The organism is Pseudomonas sp. ok266 (assembly GCF_900110195.1).
Lineage (GTDB): Bacteria > Pseudomonadota > Gammaproteobacteria > Pseudomonadales > Pseudomonadaceae > Aquipseudomonas > Aquipseudomonas neuropathica.
In genome coordinates this window covers 119,874-135,847 of record NZ_FOCU01000016.1, presented here as the reverse complement: position 1 = coordinate 135,847, position 15,974 = coordinate 119,874, and the positions used below count along the sequence as shown (strand labels likewise).

General features: G+C 59.3%; 14 protein-coding genes. 8 read left to right on the top strand and 6 right to left on the bottom strand.

All coding sequences use genetic code 11. From position 1 onward, the window contains the following. Nucleotides 1-22: 22 nt before the first annotated feature. Complete coding sequence (locus BMY54_RS26715) at nucleotides 23-1,342, bottom strand: LLM class flavin-dependent oxidoreductase (protein ID WP_093440610.1); 1,320 nt, start codon at nucleotides 1,340-1,342, stop codon at nucleotides 23-25. Nucleotide 1,343: 1 nt separating this feature from the next. Further along, complete coding sequence (locus BMY54_RS26710) at nucleotides 1,344-3,569, bottom strand: TonB-dependent receptor (RefSeq protein ID WP_093440604.1); 2,226 nt, start codon at nucleotides 3,567-3,569, stop codon at nucleotides 1,344-1,346. Between the two features lie 205 nt (nucleotides 3,570-3,774). On the opposite strand from BMY54_RS26710, the gene BMY54_RS26705 reads away from it, so the two are divergent. Next, entirely contained in the window at nucleotides 3,775-4,812 is a 1,038-nt protein-coding gene (locus tag BMY54_RS26705; protein WP_093440600.1) for a LacI family DNA-binding transcriptional regulator, read from the top strand. Nucleotides 4,813-4,817: 5 nt separating this feature from the next. Here BMY54_RS26705 and BMY54_RS26700 read toward each other — a convergent pair whose 3' ends face one another. After that, nucleotides 4,818-5,282 (bottom strand): type II toxin-antitoxin system HicB family antitoxin, encoded by a 465-nt coding sequence (locus BMY54_RS26700; protein WP_371914465.1) that lies wholly within the window; start codon nucleotides 5,280-5,282, stop codon nucleotides 4,818-4,820. Further along, complete coding sequence (locus tag BMY54_RS26695; protein WP_093440593.1) at nucleotides 5,279-5,461, bottom strand: type II toxin-antitoxin system HicA family toxin; 183 nt, start codon at nucleotides 5,459-5,461, stop codon at nucleotides 5,279-5,281. The genes BMY54_RS26700 and BMY54_RS26695 overlap by 4 nt, the downstream gene beginning before the upstream one ends. A 370-nt stretch (nucleotides 5,462-5,831) precedes the next feature. Here BMY54_RS26695 and BMY54_RS26690 point away from each other — a divergent pair, with 370 nt between their 5' ends. Further along, nucleotides 5,832-6,092: a hypothetical protein gene (locus BMY54_RS26690; RefSeq protein WP_093440654.1), complete on the top strand. Its 261-nt coding sequence runs from the start codon at nucleotides 5,832-5,834 to the stop codon at nucleotides 6,090-6,092. A 24-nt stretch (nucleotides 6,093-6,116) separates the two neighbouring features. Here the strand turns inward: BMY54_RS26690 and betT are convergent, their stop codons facing one another. Together betT and epsC are read right to left on the bottom strand one after the other, a co-directional pair. Then, on the bottom strand, nucleotides 6,117-8,078 hold the full coding sequence (gene betT / locus BMY54_RS26685; RefSeq protein ID WP_163030199.1) for a choline transporter BetT: 1,962 nt from the start codon (nucleotides 8,076-8,078) through the stop codon (nucleotides 6,117-6,119). Between the two features lie 451 nt (nucleotides 8,079-8,529). After that, nucleotides 8,530-9,456: a serine O-acetyltransferase EpsC gene (gene epsC / locus BMY54_RS26680; protein WP_016983653.1), complete on the bottom strand. Its 927-nt coding sequence runs from the start codon at nucleotides 9,454-9,456 to the stop codon at nucleotides 8,530-8,532. A gap of 190 nt (nucleotides 9,457-9,646) precedes the next feature. Between epsC and BMY54_RS26675 the strand changes: the two genes are divergently transcribed. The 6 genes from BMY54_RS26675 (at nucleotide 9,647) to BMY54_RS26650 (ending at nucleotide 15,951) form a co-directional block, all read left to right on the top strand. After that, a complete protein-coding gene (locus BMY54_RS26675) occupies nucleotides 9,647-10,639 on the top strand; it encodes a D-cysteine desulfhydrase (protein ID WP_093440586.1) in 993 nt (330 codons plus the stop codon). A gap of 273 nt (nucleotides 10,640-10,912) precedes the next feature. Then, nucleotides 10,913-11,713 (top strand): cystine ABC transporter substrate-binding protein, encoded by an 801-nt coding sequence (gene tcyJ, locus BMY54_RS26670; protein WP_093440581.1) that lies wholly within the window; start codon nucleotides 10,913-10,915, stop codon nucleotides 11,711-11,713. A 50-nt stretch (nucleotides 11,714-11,763) separates the two neighbouring features. Then, a complete protein-coding gene (gene tcyL, locus BMY54_RS26665; RefSeq protein WP_175559671.1) occupies nucleotides 11,764-12,429 on the top strand; it encodes a cystine ABC transporter permease in 666 nt (221 codons plus the stop codon). A gap of 4 nt (nucleotides 12,430-12,433) precedes the next feature. Continuing rightward, a complete protein-coding gene (tcyN, locus tag BMY54_RS26660) occupies nucleotides 12,434-13,183 on the top strand; it encodes an L-cystine ABC transporter ATP-binding protein TcyN (protein WP_093440573.1) in 750 nt (249 codons plus the stop codon). 471 nt (nucleotides 13,184-13,654) lie between these two features. Next, on the top strand, nucleotides 13,655-14,419 hold the full coding sequence (locus BMY54_RS26655; protein ID WP_093440567.1) for a hypothetical protein: 765 nt from the start codon (nucleotides 13,655-13,657) through the stop codon (nucleotides 14,417-14,419). Nucleotides 14,420-14,709: 290 nt separating this feature from the next. Continuing rightward, nucleotides 14,710-15,951, top strand: coding sequence for an SfnB family sulfur acquisition oxidoreductase (locus BMY54_RS26650; protein ID WP_093440562.1), 1,242 nt, complete (start codon nucleotides 14,710-14,712; stop codon nucleotides 15,949-15,951). Nucleotides 15,952-15,974 lie beyond the last annotated feature (23 nt).

The following is a 15,974-nucleotide window of genomic DNA, read 5'->3' as shown; positions in this document are numbered from 1 at the left end:
GCGAGCAAGCTCGCGAAGGGTGTTACACAAATCGATTGCCGGGTCGGGCCAGACCCAGGTTCTCGCGCAAGGTCCGGCCTTCATAGTCGGTTCTGAACAGCCCGCGCCGTTGCAGTTCCGGGACCACGCCATTGGCGAAGTCTTCGAGCCCGCCGGGCAAGTGCGGCACCAGCACGTTGAAACCGTCCGCTGCGCCTTGTTCGAACCATTCCTGCAAACGATCGGCAATCTGCTCCGGCGTACCGACCAGGCTGTAATGCCCGCGTCCGCCAGCAATCTTGCGCCCCAGTTCGGCAAGGCTCAGGTTCTCCCGGCCCGCCAGTTCAGTGAGCAATTTCTGCCGGCTCTGCTGACCGCTTTCGGTCAGCGGCAACTCCGGCAACGGCCCGTCCAGCGGGTACTTCGACAAATCGAAGTTGCCCAGCATACGCCCAAGCAAGGCGACGCCAACCTCGGGTTCGACTAATTGCTGAAACGTTTCACATTTTTCCCGCGCTTCGGCTTCGGTGCCGCCGACCACAACGAAAACCCCGGGCATGATTTTCAGCGAATCCGCGCTGCGCCCGTACTTGGGCAAACGTGCTTTGAGGTCAGCGTAAAACGCTTGGGCACTGGCCAGCGAAGTCTGTGCGGTGAACACCACTTCAGCGGTTTGCGCCGCCAATTCGCGCCCGGTTTCCGAAGATCCAGCCTGAACAATCACCGGTTGCCCCTGCGGCGAACGCGCAACGTTCAGCGGACCTTTGACCCTGAAGTGTTCACCAACGTGATCCAGCACATGCAATTTCGAAGGGTCGTAATACGCTCCGCTGGCCTTGTCGCGAAAGAAGGCATCGTCCTCCCAACTGTCCCAAAGCCCGGTCACCACCTGATGAAACTCGCGGGCTCGGCTGTAGCGTTCGGCGTGGCCAATGTGTTCGTCACGCCCGAAATTCAGCGCTTCGGCAGCATTGTCCGACGTCACCAGATTCCACCCCGCGCGGCCACCCGACAGGTGATCGAGCGAAGCAAATTTGCGCGCCACGTGATACGGCTCGTTGTAACTGGTGGTCGCCGTGGCGATCAGGCCGATATGCGCGGTCACCGCACTCAGGGCCGAGAGCAAGGTCAGCGGTTCAAAGTGATCGGAACGCGCCATGCGGCTGGCGATGTCCTGAGTTGGCGCGGCGACGCTGTCAGCGACAAACAACGCATCGAACTTCGCCGCCTCGGCAATTTGCGCCAGCCGCTTGTAATGGGCGAAATCCAGACCCGCATTCGCCGGCACATCCGGATGACGCCACGCTGCCACATGGTGCCCGGTGGCCATGAGGAACGCGCCGAGTTTCAACTGTCTGCTCATCTCAGAAATCCTTGCGCAGTTGCACGCCAAAGTAGCGCTCGTCGTCCCGTGGCACGGCGCGATAGATGTAATTGCCGCCGCTGGCGAGCAATGGCGAGTACGACTTGTCGGTGAGGTTTTTGCCCAGCAATGCCACGCGCCAGCCATTGCTGTAATCAGCCAGCGCGACACTGGCGTTCCAAAGACCGTAGGCGCCCTGCTTGGTGTCGACGTTCTGGCTGATGTCGTACTGCACTTCGCTCTGCCAGCTATAGTCGGTGCCGAGTTCGATATCCAGGCCGTTATCCAGCGGGATGCTGTAGTCAGCGCGCACGTAGCTTTTCCAGTCCGGACTGAACGGCAGCGGTTTGCCGTTGACGTTGCACGACGCCGCTGCGCCTGCCGGGCAGGCGAACTCGTCGATGCGCGCACGGGTGTAGGCGAGTGCGCCGGACAGTTTCAATTGCTGGGTCGCCTGCAAGGCGTAATCGAGTTCGACGCCTTCGCTGCTGACGCTGCCGGCATTGATCAAACGCGTCACAACCTGGCCGGCGACGGTGTCGAAGAAGTTCGCCTGATAGTTGTCGTAGTCGCTGTGGAATACCGCGAGGTTGGTGGTCAGGCGATTGTTCCAGGACGTGGCTTTGATGCCCGCTTCCCAGGTGTTGGAGGTCTCCGGTTTCAGCGCTTCGGTATCGCGCGGCTGCATGTTGAAGAAGACGTTGTAGGCCGGGCCTTTGTAGCCGCGCGAGTAGGTCAGATAGGTAGTGACAGCATCGCTCAAGTCGTACTGCACACCGAGGCGGCCGGACCAGCCATCTTCGTCGACAGAACCTGAACTGCTGGTCGCCGGTTGAATGCCGCTGACCGTGGTCGCTGAAGTGGAGACGCGGCGGTGATCGTATTCGAGATCATCGTGGGTGTAGCGCAGGCCGACGATGCCGCGAAAGTCCGAGGTGAAGTTCAGCGTGCTCTCACCGAACACCGCATAGCTGTCGCTGGTGGTGCTGTAATCGGCGACGCCTCGGTCGGTGCGCGTGGTGGTGGTCAGCGTGCGCTGATAGGTCTCGTCATCCTTGCCGTGCATGTAGAACAGGCCGCCGACGTACTCAAGAAACTCGCCCTTCGGCGAGGCCAGACGCAGCTCTTGCGAATATTGATCGAAGGCCAGATCACCTTTGTCCGCCGTGCCGGGGAACGCCGCCGTCACCGTACCGAGACGGTCGCCGTCCTGATACTGGGTGTTGTCCCAACCGCGCCATGCGGTGATCGAGGTCAGAGTGTAATCGCCCAGTTGCCAGTCGAGCTGGCCGGACAGGCCCTTGTTGGTGTCCTCGACATGGCTGCGGGTGTCGGTGTTGATATCGCGATTGTGGCTAGTCGCATTGACCGGGTTCAGCGCGTTGGCGAAGGCCGGCGTCAGCGACTTGCTGACCACGCCGTTGGGGCCGTCGTCATGGGACTGCATGTAGTCGGCGATCAGGGTGAAGGTGACGTCGTCATTCGGGGTGAATTCGAGTTTGCCGCGCACGCCGCGATGGTTGTAGCCGTTGACCTCCTGGCCATTGTGCTGGTTGTCGACGTTGCCGTCGTAGGTGCCGAACAGCGTGCTGATCGAGCCTTTCAACGTGTCCGGAATCAGGCTGCCGCCGATGCCGAAACGGGTGCGACTTTCGTTGCCGCTGTAGTACGACTGATCGATGTAGCCATGGGTCTCGGCGGTGGGTGCCTTACTGGTGATATTGAGTACACCGGCCGAGGCGTTTTTGCCGAACAGCGTACCTTGCGGGCCGCGCAGCACTTCGACGCGCTCCAGATCCAGCAAGTCGAGAGTGGATTGCCCGGGACGCGCGTAGACCACACCATCGATTACCGTCGCCACGGTCGGCTCGACGCCCGGCGAGGTGGAAATCGTACCGACGCCGCGCACGAACAACGAGGTGTCCTTGTTCGAAGCGCCAGTGCGGAAGTTCAGCGAAGGCACTTGCTGGACGATGCTCGCCACGCCGTTGCGGTTGTCGCGCTCAAGTTGTTCGCCGTCGATCACCGACACCGCGACCGGCACTTTTTGCAGCGATTCTTCGCGGCGGGTGGCAGTGACGGTCACCGATTTGAGTGTCGGCTCCTGATCACTGCTCTCGGCAGCGAATGCGTTGGGCAACGGCAGCGCCGCCAACCCCGTGAATAACCAGCCGGCGGCGCGAATCGACTGCGCCAGTGTGTGTGTCGCCCCAGGAATGTTGTGCATGTTTGCCCGCTCGAAATTGGCCCTTAACCGCTGCCGTTCTGCGACGACAGCGCCTGAATCGGTGTCTTGGGCATTCGCTCGAGCGAGTAGCAGACAGCGCGCTTTGTTAGCGCTACCATCGACAGTATTGGCAAGCCGCACATAGAGCGTCCAATACTGAAAAATTACTTTTATATGCGATTTGGTTTTTAAGAAGGATCGAGCCTTGAGCGAAGAAAAACCCCGCAAACGTCGTGGCGCCGGGCGTGTAACGCTGAATGCCGTGGCGCGTGAGGCCGGGGTTTCGGCGATCACCGTGTCACGCTATTTCAACCAACCTGAGCAGGTTTCGCCCGAGCGTCGCGAGCGGATTGCGGCGGTGGTGGCCGAGTTGGGTTACGTGCCGAATCTGGTGGCCGGCGGGCTGGCCTCGGCGCGGGGGAAAATTGTCGGCATGGTGATCCCGAACATCTCCGGGCCGATCTTCGCCAATACCATTCAAGGCTTCAGCGATACGCTCAGTCGTTATGGCTATCAGCTGTTGCTGGCGTCGAGTTACTTCAGCACTGAACAAGAAGAAAACGCCGTGCGTGCGTTTCTCGGCTGGTCGCCAGCGGCGCTGGTGCTGACCAGTCACTTTCACAGTGCGGGCACGGAAAAGATGATCGCCGAGGCGGATGTTCCGGTGATCGAGACGTGGGATTACCAGCCGGAGCGTGAGCCGATGCAGATCGGTTTTTCGCATTTTGAAGTGGGCGTGAAGGCGGCAAAACATCTGCTGGGAAAAGGCTACCGACGCATTGCCTTCGTGCAAAACAGCGCTGCGGGCGACTTCAGCGCATTGGAACGCCGCGACGGTTACGCGGCGACCTTGCGCGAATCCGGCCTGGACCCTTGGATCTACGCCCCTGACGCCGATCGAGCGCCATTCGAGGCCGGCAAACAGGCGATGGATGCGCTGATGAATGCCTCACCGCGCCCCGACGCAATCATTTTCGCCAACGACAACATCGCCGCCGGCGGCCTGCTCGCCGGGCAACGCGCAGGCCTCAAGATCCCCGAGGACTGCGCCGTCCTCGGCTTCGGCGATTACCCGTTCGCCGAGATGCTGCTACCTAGCCTGAGCACGATCAAACCGCCGGCGCTGGAGATCGGCGTACTGGCCGCAACACGCGTATTGGAAAGTCTTGGCGTGTTGCCGAGCGACGAAGTGCAACGTCTGAACCTGCTGCAGTGCCAAGTCATCGAACGGGAAAGTACCTGACTTCGCTATACCGACAGTTCGCGCAAGGCGGCCGCCGCGAGAAATCCGGAACGGGATCGATAGCGCTGGTCACGGCGGACTGTCTGGTCAATACGCTCAAGCAACTGCTCCGGCAGCGTGGCGTTAAAACGCACTGACTTGCCGAAATACGGGGTGATATCAAAATCGACCACGCCCCAGATCCCTCCCGCGTAATCCGGGTTATCGAGATGAGCATCAATGTCCCGCACTTGCGGTAACGGCGCGTTGTCGGCGACCAACCCCTCATAGTGAAGCGCCAATGCCTCCTGAGTATTTTCAAACGCCTCAGCGACCGTAGTGCCTGCGGAGAAACAACCCGGGACATCCGGGATGATCACTCCGTAGTCTGAGTCGGCATCCTTGTGCAGAACGACAGGGAATTTCATATGAGTGAGTCCTTCCTCTGACAGGCCCATAAAACGGCCTTCGTTTCCAATAACGGGCCTCATTTCAAGCCCGCCTGTTTCAAAATGCTGTTGATCGTGCCCTTGGGCAGATACGAATCAGGGTGCTTGATCGTCACCCTTCCTGGCTTGTGCGGATGCTTGTATTGGTGGTGGCTGCCTTTCACCGCCACGAGATACCAACCATCGTCTTCGATCATCCTGATCATTTCCCGACTGCGCATTTCCTTTGCCCTGTTCGACAGCTAGAGCCATTTACTCTAGAGCGCGCAGTAGCCCTTGATACACACGATACACACTCGGATAAATATTAGCTCACTGAACAATCGCTTGGTTATGGGGCAGATCAACGGCAACCGCGGGCCAGCAAGCAGAACACGTCGCCGGCCAAACTCTCTGTGAGGGTCGCAAAATATGTCCAATAGAGATGTGGTGGGACTGGATTGGCTATGCTCCAAAGGACACCGAGGTGGCCCCTTCGCGAGCAGGCTCGCTCCCACAGGGATTTCCTGTGTACATGAAATCCCTGTGGGAGCGAGCCTGCTCGCGAAAGCGATCCTTCAGGCAATGCACCTCCACCAGGCAGAATCCGCCATGCACACCGCCATCATCATTTTCTTCGGCCTGGTCCTGCTCGCTCTGATGCTTTACATCGGCGAGCGCATCGGCTTCAGCCGCCAGACCATGGCCTACGGCTTCGCCGCCCTGTGGTTGGCGTTGACGGTGATCAATGGCGCGGTGGGCGTGGTGCATGCCGGCCAGTCCGTGGGTTCGGAAATAGCCATAGGCAGTGCGGTGTTCGGGGTGCCGGTGGCGGCGATGGTGTTGTTCATGGTGCTGAGCGCCGAGTCCTGAGCAGACCCGGCGCCCAACCGCCGATCAACGCACCAGATGCAGGAACTGCATGTGCCGTTCGTACTGGTCGAGGATGTCGTTGATGATCTGTTCTTTGGTGTAGCCGACCAGATCGTAGTCCTGACTGCCCTCGCTCAAGTGCACTTCGGCGCGGTAGTAACGGCGATTGTTGAGCTGCTTCGAGCCCATCCCGCCACGCGCGAACGACGGCGTGAAGTAGCCGCGCATCTGCACCTGATAGATGAACGGATGCGCATCACCATGGCCGATTTCGAGGCTGACGCTGTCATTCGCCGGATCCGGCTGGGTGACCACGTTGAGGCCTTTTTCAACGAACACCGCCGTCACTTCTTCAATTGCCGGGCGTACCGTGGTGTCCATGAAGCGGTACACCTCGTCACGCGACGGGAAGTGCACCGCCTGACTCAGACGCTGACGCCAGCCGCCCGTACCGCGCCGTGAACCGGAGACCGGTGCCAGCGAGTGCAACTGCGCGATCTGCTTCTGCGACTCCAGATAGAACGCCTTGTGCAGACCCCACATCATCAACAGCAGGATCAACGAGAACGGCAACGACGTCAGCACCACCGCCGATTTCAGCGCATCGATACTGCCGGAGAACAACAGCGCACTGGTGATCAACGCGGTCATTGCGCCCCAGAACACCCGCAGCCATTTCGGCCCGTCTTCGTCCGGGTTGCCACCCTTGGCCGACAAGGTCGAGAGCACCACGGTGCCGGAGTCGGCAGACGTCACGAAGAACACGAAGCTGATAAACACCGTCACAGCGATGACGGTTTTGCTCCATGGGTAGGTTTCCAGCAGCAGGTAAATGCTCATCGACGGGTTGTCGATGGCCGACATGCCCAGCGCGCTCATGCCGTGGTTGAGCACTTGGTCCAGTGCGCTGTTGCCGAAAATCGACATCCACGCGAGGGTGAAACCGAGCGGAATCAGCAGCACGCCGAAAACGAATTCACGGATGGTCCGGCCACGGGAAATCCGTGCAATGAACAGGCCCACGAACGGCGACCATGCAATCCACCAGGCCCAGTAAAACACTGTCCAACCGCCGAGCCAGTCGCTCGGTTTGTCGTAGGCGTAGAGGTCGAAACTCTTCATCGGCAAGGCGCCGAGGTAGTCGCCAAGGTTCTGGATCAAGGTGTTGAGCAGGTGCTGGGTAGGCCCGGCGAACAACACGAACAGCAGCAGCGCACAGGCCAGCAGCATGTTGATGTCGGACATCACCCGCACGCCTTTATCGACGCCGGAGACGGCAACGATGATCGCCGCGCCCATCATCAGCGTGATCAGGCCGACTTGAATCCACTGGGTGTGAGCGATGCCGAACAAGTAGTCGAGACCGGAGTTGAGGTGCAGCACCCCAAAACCCATGTCGGCGCCCAGACCGAACACCGTAGCGATGATGCCGAAGCCGTCCACCGCATAACCTATGGGGCCGTTGATGCGCTTGCCGATCAGCGGATACAGCGCCGAACGCAAGGCCAGCGGCAGGTTGTGACGGTAAGCGAAATAGGCCAACGCCATGCCGACGAAGGCGAACACGCCCCAGCCATGCAGGCCCCAGTGCAAGAACAGAATCTGCATCGCCTGACGCGCCGCATCCGCCGTGCCCGCCTCGCCTTGCGGCGGCTGGAGCATATGGGTCAGCGGTTCAGAGACGCAGAAGAAGAACAGCGTGATGCTGATCCCGGCGGCGAACAGCATGCCGGCCCAGGACAAGTAACTGAATTCGGGCTCGTCGTGGTCGGCACCGAGTTTTATCTTGCCGTAGCCGGATAAGGCGGTGACCACCACGAAGACCAGATACAGGGTCATCGCGAGCATGTAGTACCAGCCGACCGTATTGGCCGCCCAGTTTTGCGCTTCCAGCAGCCAGGCGCCTGCCTGCTCCGGCATGGCGATGACAACGAGACCAAACAGCAGAATGACCGTCGCGGCGAAGTAGAACACCGGCGGATTCATGCGTACCAGACCGCTGGCGGGGGTAGACGATGCACTCATGAAACGTGCACCTCGAGGGGTTGAAACGTGGCTGAAATGATCGGACTCAGCAAAGGCAAGCCTCCTGTTGTGAGCGGGCAGCGAACCACCGGTTTAACTTGAATGAACGTTCAAGTTAAACATGGATAGGGTGGCAAGGACTAATCGTACGGCTAGGCGGTAGTTTTCCTACGCTAGCTCAAGGATGGGTATGACGTGGTTTTTAGGGAGTTCGTTCAATAGCCCCTCACCCTAGCCCTCTCCCGGAGGGAGAGGGGACTGATTGGGGGATATTGGGGAGATACGCCGACGTGATCCTGCTGTACCGAATCCATAATCGACTCGGTATTTCAGGTCGATGTATGACGCAAGACACTTCGGTCGACCCCCTCTCCCTCGGGGAGAGGGCTGGGGTGGGTAAGCCGTTAAAGCCCTACTTCTGCGTCCCGTCATCATGCTGCAAATTGGCCTGAGTCAAATTGCACCCCGCCGGCACACTCCGCGTCAGCCACACATTGCCGCCAATGGTCGAACCCTTGCCGATGGTGATCCGCCCGAGAATCGTCGCCCCGGCATAAATCACCACATCGTCTTCAACAATTGGATGACGCGGATGGCCCTTCTGCAACTGCCCGTCTTCATCTGCCGGGAAACGCTTGGCGCCCAACGTCACCGCCTGATAAATCCGCACCCGCTCACCAATGATCGCCGTCTCGCCGATCACCACGCCCGTGCCGTGATCGATAAAGAAGCTACGGCCGATCTGCGCGCCCGGATGGATATCGATACCGGTCGCCGAATGGGCGATTTCCGCGCTGATCCGCGCCAGCAACGGCAAACCGGCGCGATACAAATGGTGCGCGAGACGATGGTGAATCACCGCGAGAATCCCCGGGTAGCACAGCAGCACTTCATCGACACTGCGTGCCGCCGGATCACCGTGATAAGCGGCCAGCACATCGGTGTCGAGCAGCGTGCGCAGGCCCGGCAGTGCGAGGGCGAAATCCTGTACGATCTGAATCGCGCGCGCTTCGACTTCGGTGTCGGCCTGGGCACTGTGGCGGGCGACGTAACGCAGCTCCAGGCGGGTCTGCGCCAGCAACGCATTCAGCGCGACATCGAGGGTGTGGCCGACGTAGAAATCTTCACTCTCTTCGCGCAGATCCACCGGGCCCAGGCGCATCGGGAACAACGCGCCACACAATGCTTCAAGAATCTCCGCCATCGCTGCGCGGGACGGCAACTCGCGACCGCCCTGCTCGCCGGACGCCCGGCCGTTCTGTGCCCGCCACTGATCCCGCGCGCTGCGCAGTTGACTGACGATGGTCTGCAATTGCCAATGGCTGGAACGCTCGCTCACGGTAAAGACTCCTCACGGGCGGCCGGACTGTCTGGCCGCGTCAACGGCGCCTACTTTACGGCATGCTCGCGAAGGCGAATTAAGAACCGATAGTGCTGGGCTCAGTTCATTTGGCTATAAGCGATTCACGGTTGCCCCTGCAAAAGCGCGTGCCTATAGTCCTTTCATCTTCCTCCGCCAGTACGGACCCATGATCAAACAACAGCTGGACCGCTTTGACCGTCTCGACCTGCTCGGCCACCCGACGCCCCTGGAAAAACTCGAACGCTTGTCCACCTGGCTCGGCCGCGAGGTGTACATCAAGCGCGATGACCTGACGCCACTGGCCATGGGCGGCAACAAACTGCGCAAACTCGAATACCTCGCCGCCGATGCCTTGGCGCAAGGTGCCGATACGCTAATTACCGCCGGTGCGCTGCAATCGAACCACGTTCGTCAAACCGCCGCACTCGCCGCCAAACTCGGTCTTGGCTGTGTGGCGCTGCTGGAAAATCCGCTGGGCACTGACGACAGCAATTACACCGGCAACGGCAACCGCCTGCTGCTGGATCTGTTCGATACCAAGGTCGAACTGGTCGACAACCTCGACAACGCCGACGAACAACTGACCGCCCTCGCCGCCCGCCTGCGCAGCAACGGCAAGAAGCCGTATCTGGTGCCAATTGGTGGCTCCAATGCGCTCGGTGCGTTGGGCTATGTGCGCGCCGGTCTGGAACTGGCCGAGCAGATCAACGACACCGGCCTGAATTTCGCCGCCGTGGTGTTGGCCTCGGGCAGTGCCGGGACGCACAGCGGTCTGGCATTGGCGTTGAGCGAAGTGCTGCCGCAATTGCCGGTGATTGGCGTGACGGTTTCGCGCAGTGAAGAAGATCAGCGGCCGAAGGTTCAGGGACTTGCCGAACGCACGGCGGCGCTGCTCGGCGTCGAACTGCCGGCCAGCTTCAAGGTCGAGTTGTGGGACGAATATTTCGGCCCGCGTTATGGCGAGCCGAATGCCGGGACGCTGGCGGCGCTGAAGCTGCTGGCGAGTCAGGAAGCGGTGTTGCTCGATCCGGTGTACACCGGCAAGGCCATGGCAGGTTTACTCGACGGGATTGGTCGTCAGCGCTTTGATGAAGGCCCGATCATCTTCCTGCATACCGGTGGGGCGCCGGCGTTGTTTGCCTACAAGGACTTCCTGTAACAGAAGATCAAAACGGCAGCTTCTACAAGTGATCTCATGCAGGAGCTGCCGCAGGCGGCGATCTTTTTCCACAGACAATACATATTCCAATAAAGAATAACATTTCAGATATTAAGTATTTTCAAGTCTAACGCAGACATCTTATAGTCTCGCCGCAGGCGAATTTCGCGAGAGACGCATAAGCTGCTTTAAGGCAGGATAGCGCTGTCGTCCGAATCACCCATTCGCCAACTTTGCTTAAGCGTCTTCCATAAGAAAACACAGGGGCTTGTCATGAATTTTTCCGCACTACGTCGCAATCTGCTGGTGGGTTCGCTGGGGCTTGCGCTGAGCGCCGGTCTGATCGGCCAGGCAGTGGCCGGTGAACAGTTGCAACAGATCAAGGACAAAGGCGTTATCAACGTCGGCCTGGAAGGCACTTACCCACCGTTCAGCTTCGTTGATGCCGACGGCAAGCTGTCCGGTTTCGAAGTTGAACTCTCCGAAGCGCTGGCGCAAAAACTCGGCGTCAAAGCCAAGATTCAGCCAACCAAGTGGGACGGCATTCTCGCCGCGCTGGAATCCAAGCGTCTGGACGTTGTGGTCAATCAGGTGACCATCTCCGAAGAGCGCAAGAAGAAGTATGACTTCTCCGAGCCGTACACCGTTTCCGGCATTCAGGCGCTGGTGCTGAAGAGCAAGGAAGCCGCGTTGAACATCAAGACCGCCAATGACCTGTCCGGCAAGAAAGTCGGCGTAGGTCTGGGCACCAACTACGAACAATGGGTCCGCGCCAACGTGCCGGGCGCCGACGTCCGTACTTACGACGATGATCCGACCAAGTTCGCCGACCTGAACAACGGCCGCACCGACGCCATCCTGATCGATCGTCTGGCTGCACTTGAGTACGCCAAGAAAGCGCCAAAAACCGTCGCTGCCGGTGAAGCTTTCTCCCGTCAGGAATCCGGTATTGCCCTGCGTAAAGGCGAGCCTGAGTTGCTGGCTGCATTGAACAAGGCGCTCGACGAACTGCGTGCCGACGGCACCCTTGAGAAGCTGTCGAAAAAATACTTCAACGCAGACGTCACTAAATAATGGAAGCAGGTTTTCAGTTCGGACTGGACTTCCCGCAGTTGAGCCAGCAAATCGCCGAAACCACACAGCTGTTGGTGGACTCCGCGCCCTTCCTGTTCAAGGGCGCGTATTTCACGGTCATCCTCAGCCTAGGCGGGATGTTCTTCGGGCTGCTGCTGGGCTTCGGCCTGGCATTGATGCGCCTGTCGCGCTTCAAATCGGTCAGCTGGCTGGCCCGCGTCTACGTGTCGTTCTTCCGCGGTACGCCGTTACTGGTGCAGCTGTTCGTGATCTATTACGGCTTCCCGCAACTGGGAATAGAGCTTGATCCACTGCCAGCGGCACTGATCGGCTTTTCGCTGAACATGGCCGCGTACGCCTGTGAAATCCTCCGTGCCGCGATCGGTTCGATCGAGCGCGGCCAGTGGGAAGCCGCTGCGAGCATCGGCATGACCCGCGCGCAAACCCTGCGCCGGGCCATCCTGCCGCAAGCGATGCGCACGGCGTTGCCACCGCTGGGCAACAGCTTCATTTCACTGGTCAAGGACACGGCACTGGCCGCCACCATTCAGGTGCCGGAGCTGTTCCGTCAGGCACAGTTGATAACCGCCCGGACTTTCGAAGTCTTCACCATGTATCTTGCCGCCGCGCTGATCTACTGGATTCTGGCCACGGTGCTTTCGCACTTCCAGAACAAGCTGGAAGAGCGGGTCAATCGGCACGACCAGGAGTCCTGACCCCATGATTGTCGTGGAAAAACTGACCAAGCAATTCAAGGGTCAGGTCGTGCTCAACGGCATCGACCTCGAGGTCAAGGAAGGCGAAGTCGTCGCGATCATCGGCCCCAGCGGGTCGGGGAAAACGACGTTCCTGCGCTGCCTGAACTTCCTTGAACAACCCACCAGTGGCCGGATCAAGGTCGGCGATATCGAAATCGATACCAGCCGCCCGCTGAACCAGCAGCAAAGTCTGGTGCGCAACCTGCGCCAGCATGTGGGCTTCGTGTTCCAGAACTTCAACCTGTTCCCCCATCGCACCGCACTGGAAAACGTCATCGAAGGCCCGATCGTGGTCAAGAAGATGCCGCGCGACGAGGCAATTGCGTTGGGCAAAAAGCTGATGGCCAAGGTCGGACTCGCCGGTAAGGAAGACGCTTATCCGCGTCGTCTCTCGGGTGGTCAGCAACAGCGCGTAGCGATTGCCCGGGCGCTGGCGATGGAACCGGAAGTGATTCTGTTCGACGAGCCGACTTCGGCGCTTGACCCGGAACTGGTCGGCGAAGTGCTGGCGACGATTCGTGGCCTGGCTGAAGAAAAACGCACCATGGTGATCGTCACCCACGAGATGGGTTTTGCTCGTGACGTGGCCAACCGTGTGGTGTTTTTCGATAAAGGTGTGATCGTCGAACAAGGTGAAGCGAAGGCATTGTTTGCCAACCCAAAAGAAGAACGTACTAAACAGTTTCTCAGCAAGTTTCTGAATCACGCCTGAGAACTTTTATTGCATCACCGACAACTTCCACGGATGGAAGTCCCCTTTATAAAATATCTACCTGCTTCAGCCCCCTCTCAAGCAAAACATATCCCTAACAGTACATATATATGTTCTGCAACAGATAACACCCGCCTCCTTCCATGCCACATCAAATGATAGTGCTCAAATAAATCCGCGCATAAAACGCCGAGAAAGCCCTGTGCCTCGTGGTTAATTTCGCCTGACCACCTAGGCATATGGCCGCAATGGCGTAGGAAACTTCTGATTAATTCGTAATTCACGGATTAACTAATATCGTCTATTGACACCCCATCCCGCAGACTCTTATCTAGTCGGCAACCGGCATCAACTAGTTCAACCACCCCGTCTTCAACTTGAATAAAAGCCCAAAGCTTTATTGCCAGTTTATTCACGCTTTTTGTTCTTTCAGAAACGGACTTCGCTGCAAGGCTTCAAGGAGAGAAATCGATGACCCGCACTTCGCACACCCCCGAAATGGCAGCGCCGACCCTCGCGCCAGCGCAAAAAACCGGCATCAATCTGGCTACCGCCGCGCACCTCTTGATCGAGGTGTCGCCCTACCCTGATATGGACAGCGGCGATCTCATCGAGCTGTTCTGGAACAAATGCTATGTCGCTTCCAAAGTGCTGACGGCGGATGACGTCGGCACAACCGTCAGCCTGCGAGTGCCGGAAAGTTTCATCGCCAACGGCACCGCACGCATCCACTACCGGGTGATGCAGGTCGGTCAGGGGCCAGCGTTTTCGGCGGCTACGCGCGTACAGGTCAAATTGGACTGCCCCGGCGGGCAACCCACGGCGCTGAGCGCAGACGAAAATCAGCAACTGGCCCCGGTGGCCATCCCCGACGCCATACGCCGTCAGGGCGTCAATCCGAACCAGATCAAACGCGGTGTGCCGCTGACCATCGAGCCGTATCTGAACATGGCCGAGGATGACGCGATCACCTTGCGCTGGGGTGACGTGCGCATGGATCTGGCACCGGTCACCGCCGCAGATATCGGCTTGCCGATTCAGGTCTGGGTACCGCCGTCGGTGATCGTCGAAGCAGGCGAGGATCTGCGCCTGGACGTGACGTATTGCATTCTCGATCGGGTCGGCAACAACTCCCGCTGGGCACCGCCCCGCACCTTGAAAATCGGCTGCGCAAATCCTTATCTGAAGGTCCCGCTCAGGCCCGACCTCAAAGCCGCCGAATCCCGCAAGCCCTGAACACAATGCCCCTGTGGCGAGAGAGCAAGCGCCCTCGCCACCGGATCATTCCAGCCGCAAAAAAATTCTTAACCAACCCGACCATCACCTCTTCTATGCATATTCCTAAAAGTTAGTTTATTTAATATTTATACACGTTTAGGGTATATAAACCGGACCACCGGACATTCATTCGTTCGCCGCACTTTTGCGGCGTTTTTCATGAGATGTGAGGTAGGTAGTATGGTCCGGAACACAATCACCCCAGTGCAGATCGCCAGGGCATTGCGTGCAGCCAAGGAGCGGCACTGATGTCCAGTCTGGCAAATGCAAACGTCCAGTCTGATCTGGACATCGCCCCGTTGTTGTTGCCTGCGCAGGTCTTGCGCAACGACGCCCAAGCCATCGAGGCCGCCCATGAACTGGCGCAAGTCGCCCGCGTGCAGGCGGCCAAACGCGACCGTCAGCGCAAGCTGCCGTGGTCGGAAATCGAACAGTTCACCCGCAGCGGATTAGGCAGCATCGCCATCCCGCGCGAATACGGTGGCCCGCAGGTTTCATTCGTCACTCTGGCCGAAGTGTTCGCGATCATCTCCGCCGCCGACCCGGCGTTGGGGCAGATCCCGCAGAACCAGTTCGGCATCATCAATCTGGTACTCGGCAGCGCCACCGAAGCGCAGAAACAACAGCTATTCCAGAGCGTTCTGGAAGGCTGGCGCATCGGCAATGCCGGTCCTGAGCGCGGCACCAAAAACACCCTGGAACTGAAAGCGCGGATCACCGCCGATGGCGATGATTACGTGATCAACGGCCAGAAGTTCTACTCCACTGGCGCACTGTTTGCGCATTGGGTTGCGGTGAAAGCGCTCAACGATGACGGCAAGCAAGTGCTGGCCTTCGTTCGTCGCGGCACACCGGGTTTGCGCATCGTTGATGACTGGTCGGGCTTCGGTCAGCGCACCACCGCCAGCGGTACGATTCTGCTGAACAACGTGCGTGTCGAATCGAGCCTGGTGGTCGACAACTGGAAGATCAACGAAACCCCGAACACCCAAGGCGCGGTATCACAGCTGATTCAAGCCGCGATCGACGCCGGCATCGCCCGTGGCGCCATTGATGACGCCATTGAGTTCATCAAAACCCGCGCACGGCCGTGGATCGACGCCAAGGTTGATCGCGCCAGCTATGATCTTTATGTCATCGCCGATATCGGCAAACTCAAAATCGAACTGCACGCCGCCGAAGCGCTGCTACGCAAGGCCGGGCAGGTTCTCGATCAAGTACACGCTGCGCCGCTCACTGCCGAATCTGCCGCCCGCGCTTCGATCGCCGTGGCCGAAGCGAAAGTGCTGACCACCGAGATTTCCTTGCTCGCCAGCGAAAAGCTTTTCGAACTGGCCGGCAGCCGCGCCACCCTCGCCGAATTCAACCTCGACCGCCACTGGCGCAACGCCCGCGTGCACACGTTGCACGACCCGGTGCGCTGGAAATATCACGCGGTCGGCGCCTACCGCCTCAACGGCACTTTGCCGGCTCGCCATTCCTGGATCTGACGACCAGACATCTGGAGAAACCT

What these genes read in the sequence shown, in the direction of transcription:
- BMY54_RS26715 (WP_093440610.1), bottom strand. Translation starts at nt 1,342, where the DNA reads ATGAGCAGACAGTTGAAACTCGGCGCGTTCCTCATGGCCACCGGGCAC.
- BMY54_RS26710 (WP_093440604.1), bottom strand. Translation starts at nt 3,569, where the DNA reads ATGCACAACATTCCTGGGGCGACACACACACTGGCGCAGTCGATTCGC.
- BMY54_RS26700 (WP_371914465.1), bottom strand. Translation starts at nt 5,282, where the DNA reads ATGAGGCCCGTTATTGGAAACGAAGGCCGTTTTATGGGCCTGTCAGAG.
- BMY54_RS26695 (WP_093440593.1), bottom strand. Translation starts at nt 5,461, where the DNA reads ATGCGCAGTCGGGAAATGATCAGGATGATCGAAGACGATGGTTGGTAT.
- BMY54_RS26690 (WP_093440654.1), top strand. Translation starts at nt 5,832, where the DNA reads ATGCACACCGCCATCATCATTTTCTTCGGCCTGGTCCTGCTCGCTCTG.
- betT (WP_163030199.1), bottom strand. Translation starts at nt 8,078, where the DNA reads ATGAATCCGCCGGTGTTCTACTTCGCCGCGACGGTCATTCTGCTGTTT.
- BMY54_RS26675 (WP_093440586.1), top strand. Translation starts at nt 9,647, where the DNA reads ATGATCAAACAACAGCTGGACCGCTTTGACCGTCTCGACCTGCTCGGC.
- tcyJ (WP_093440581.1), top strand. Translation starts at nt 10,913, where the DNA reads ATGAATTTTTCCGCACTACGTCGCAATCTGCTGGTGGGTTCGCTGGGG.
- tcyN (WP_093440573.1), top strand. Translation starts at nt 12,434, where the DNA reads ATGATTGTCGTGGAAAAACTGACCAAGCAATTCAAGGGTCAGGTCGTG.
- BMY54_RS26655 (WP_093440567.1), top strand. Translation starts at nt 13,655, where the DNA reads ATGACCCGCACTTCGCACACCCCCGAAATGGCAGCGCCGACCCTCGCG.
- BMY54_RS26650 (WP_093440562.1), top strand. Translation starts at nt 14,710, where the DNA reads ATGTCCAGTCTGGCAAATGCAAACGTCCAGTCTGATCTGGACATCGCC.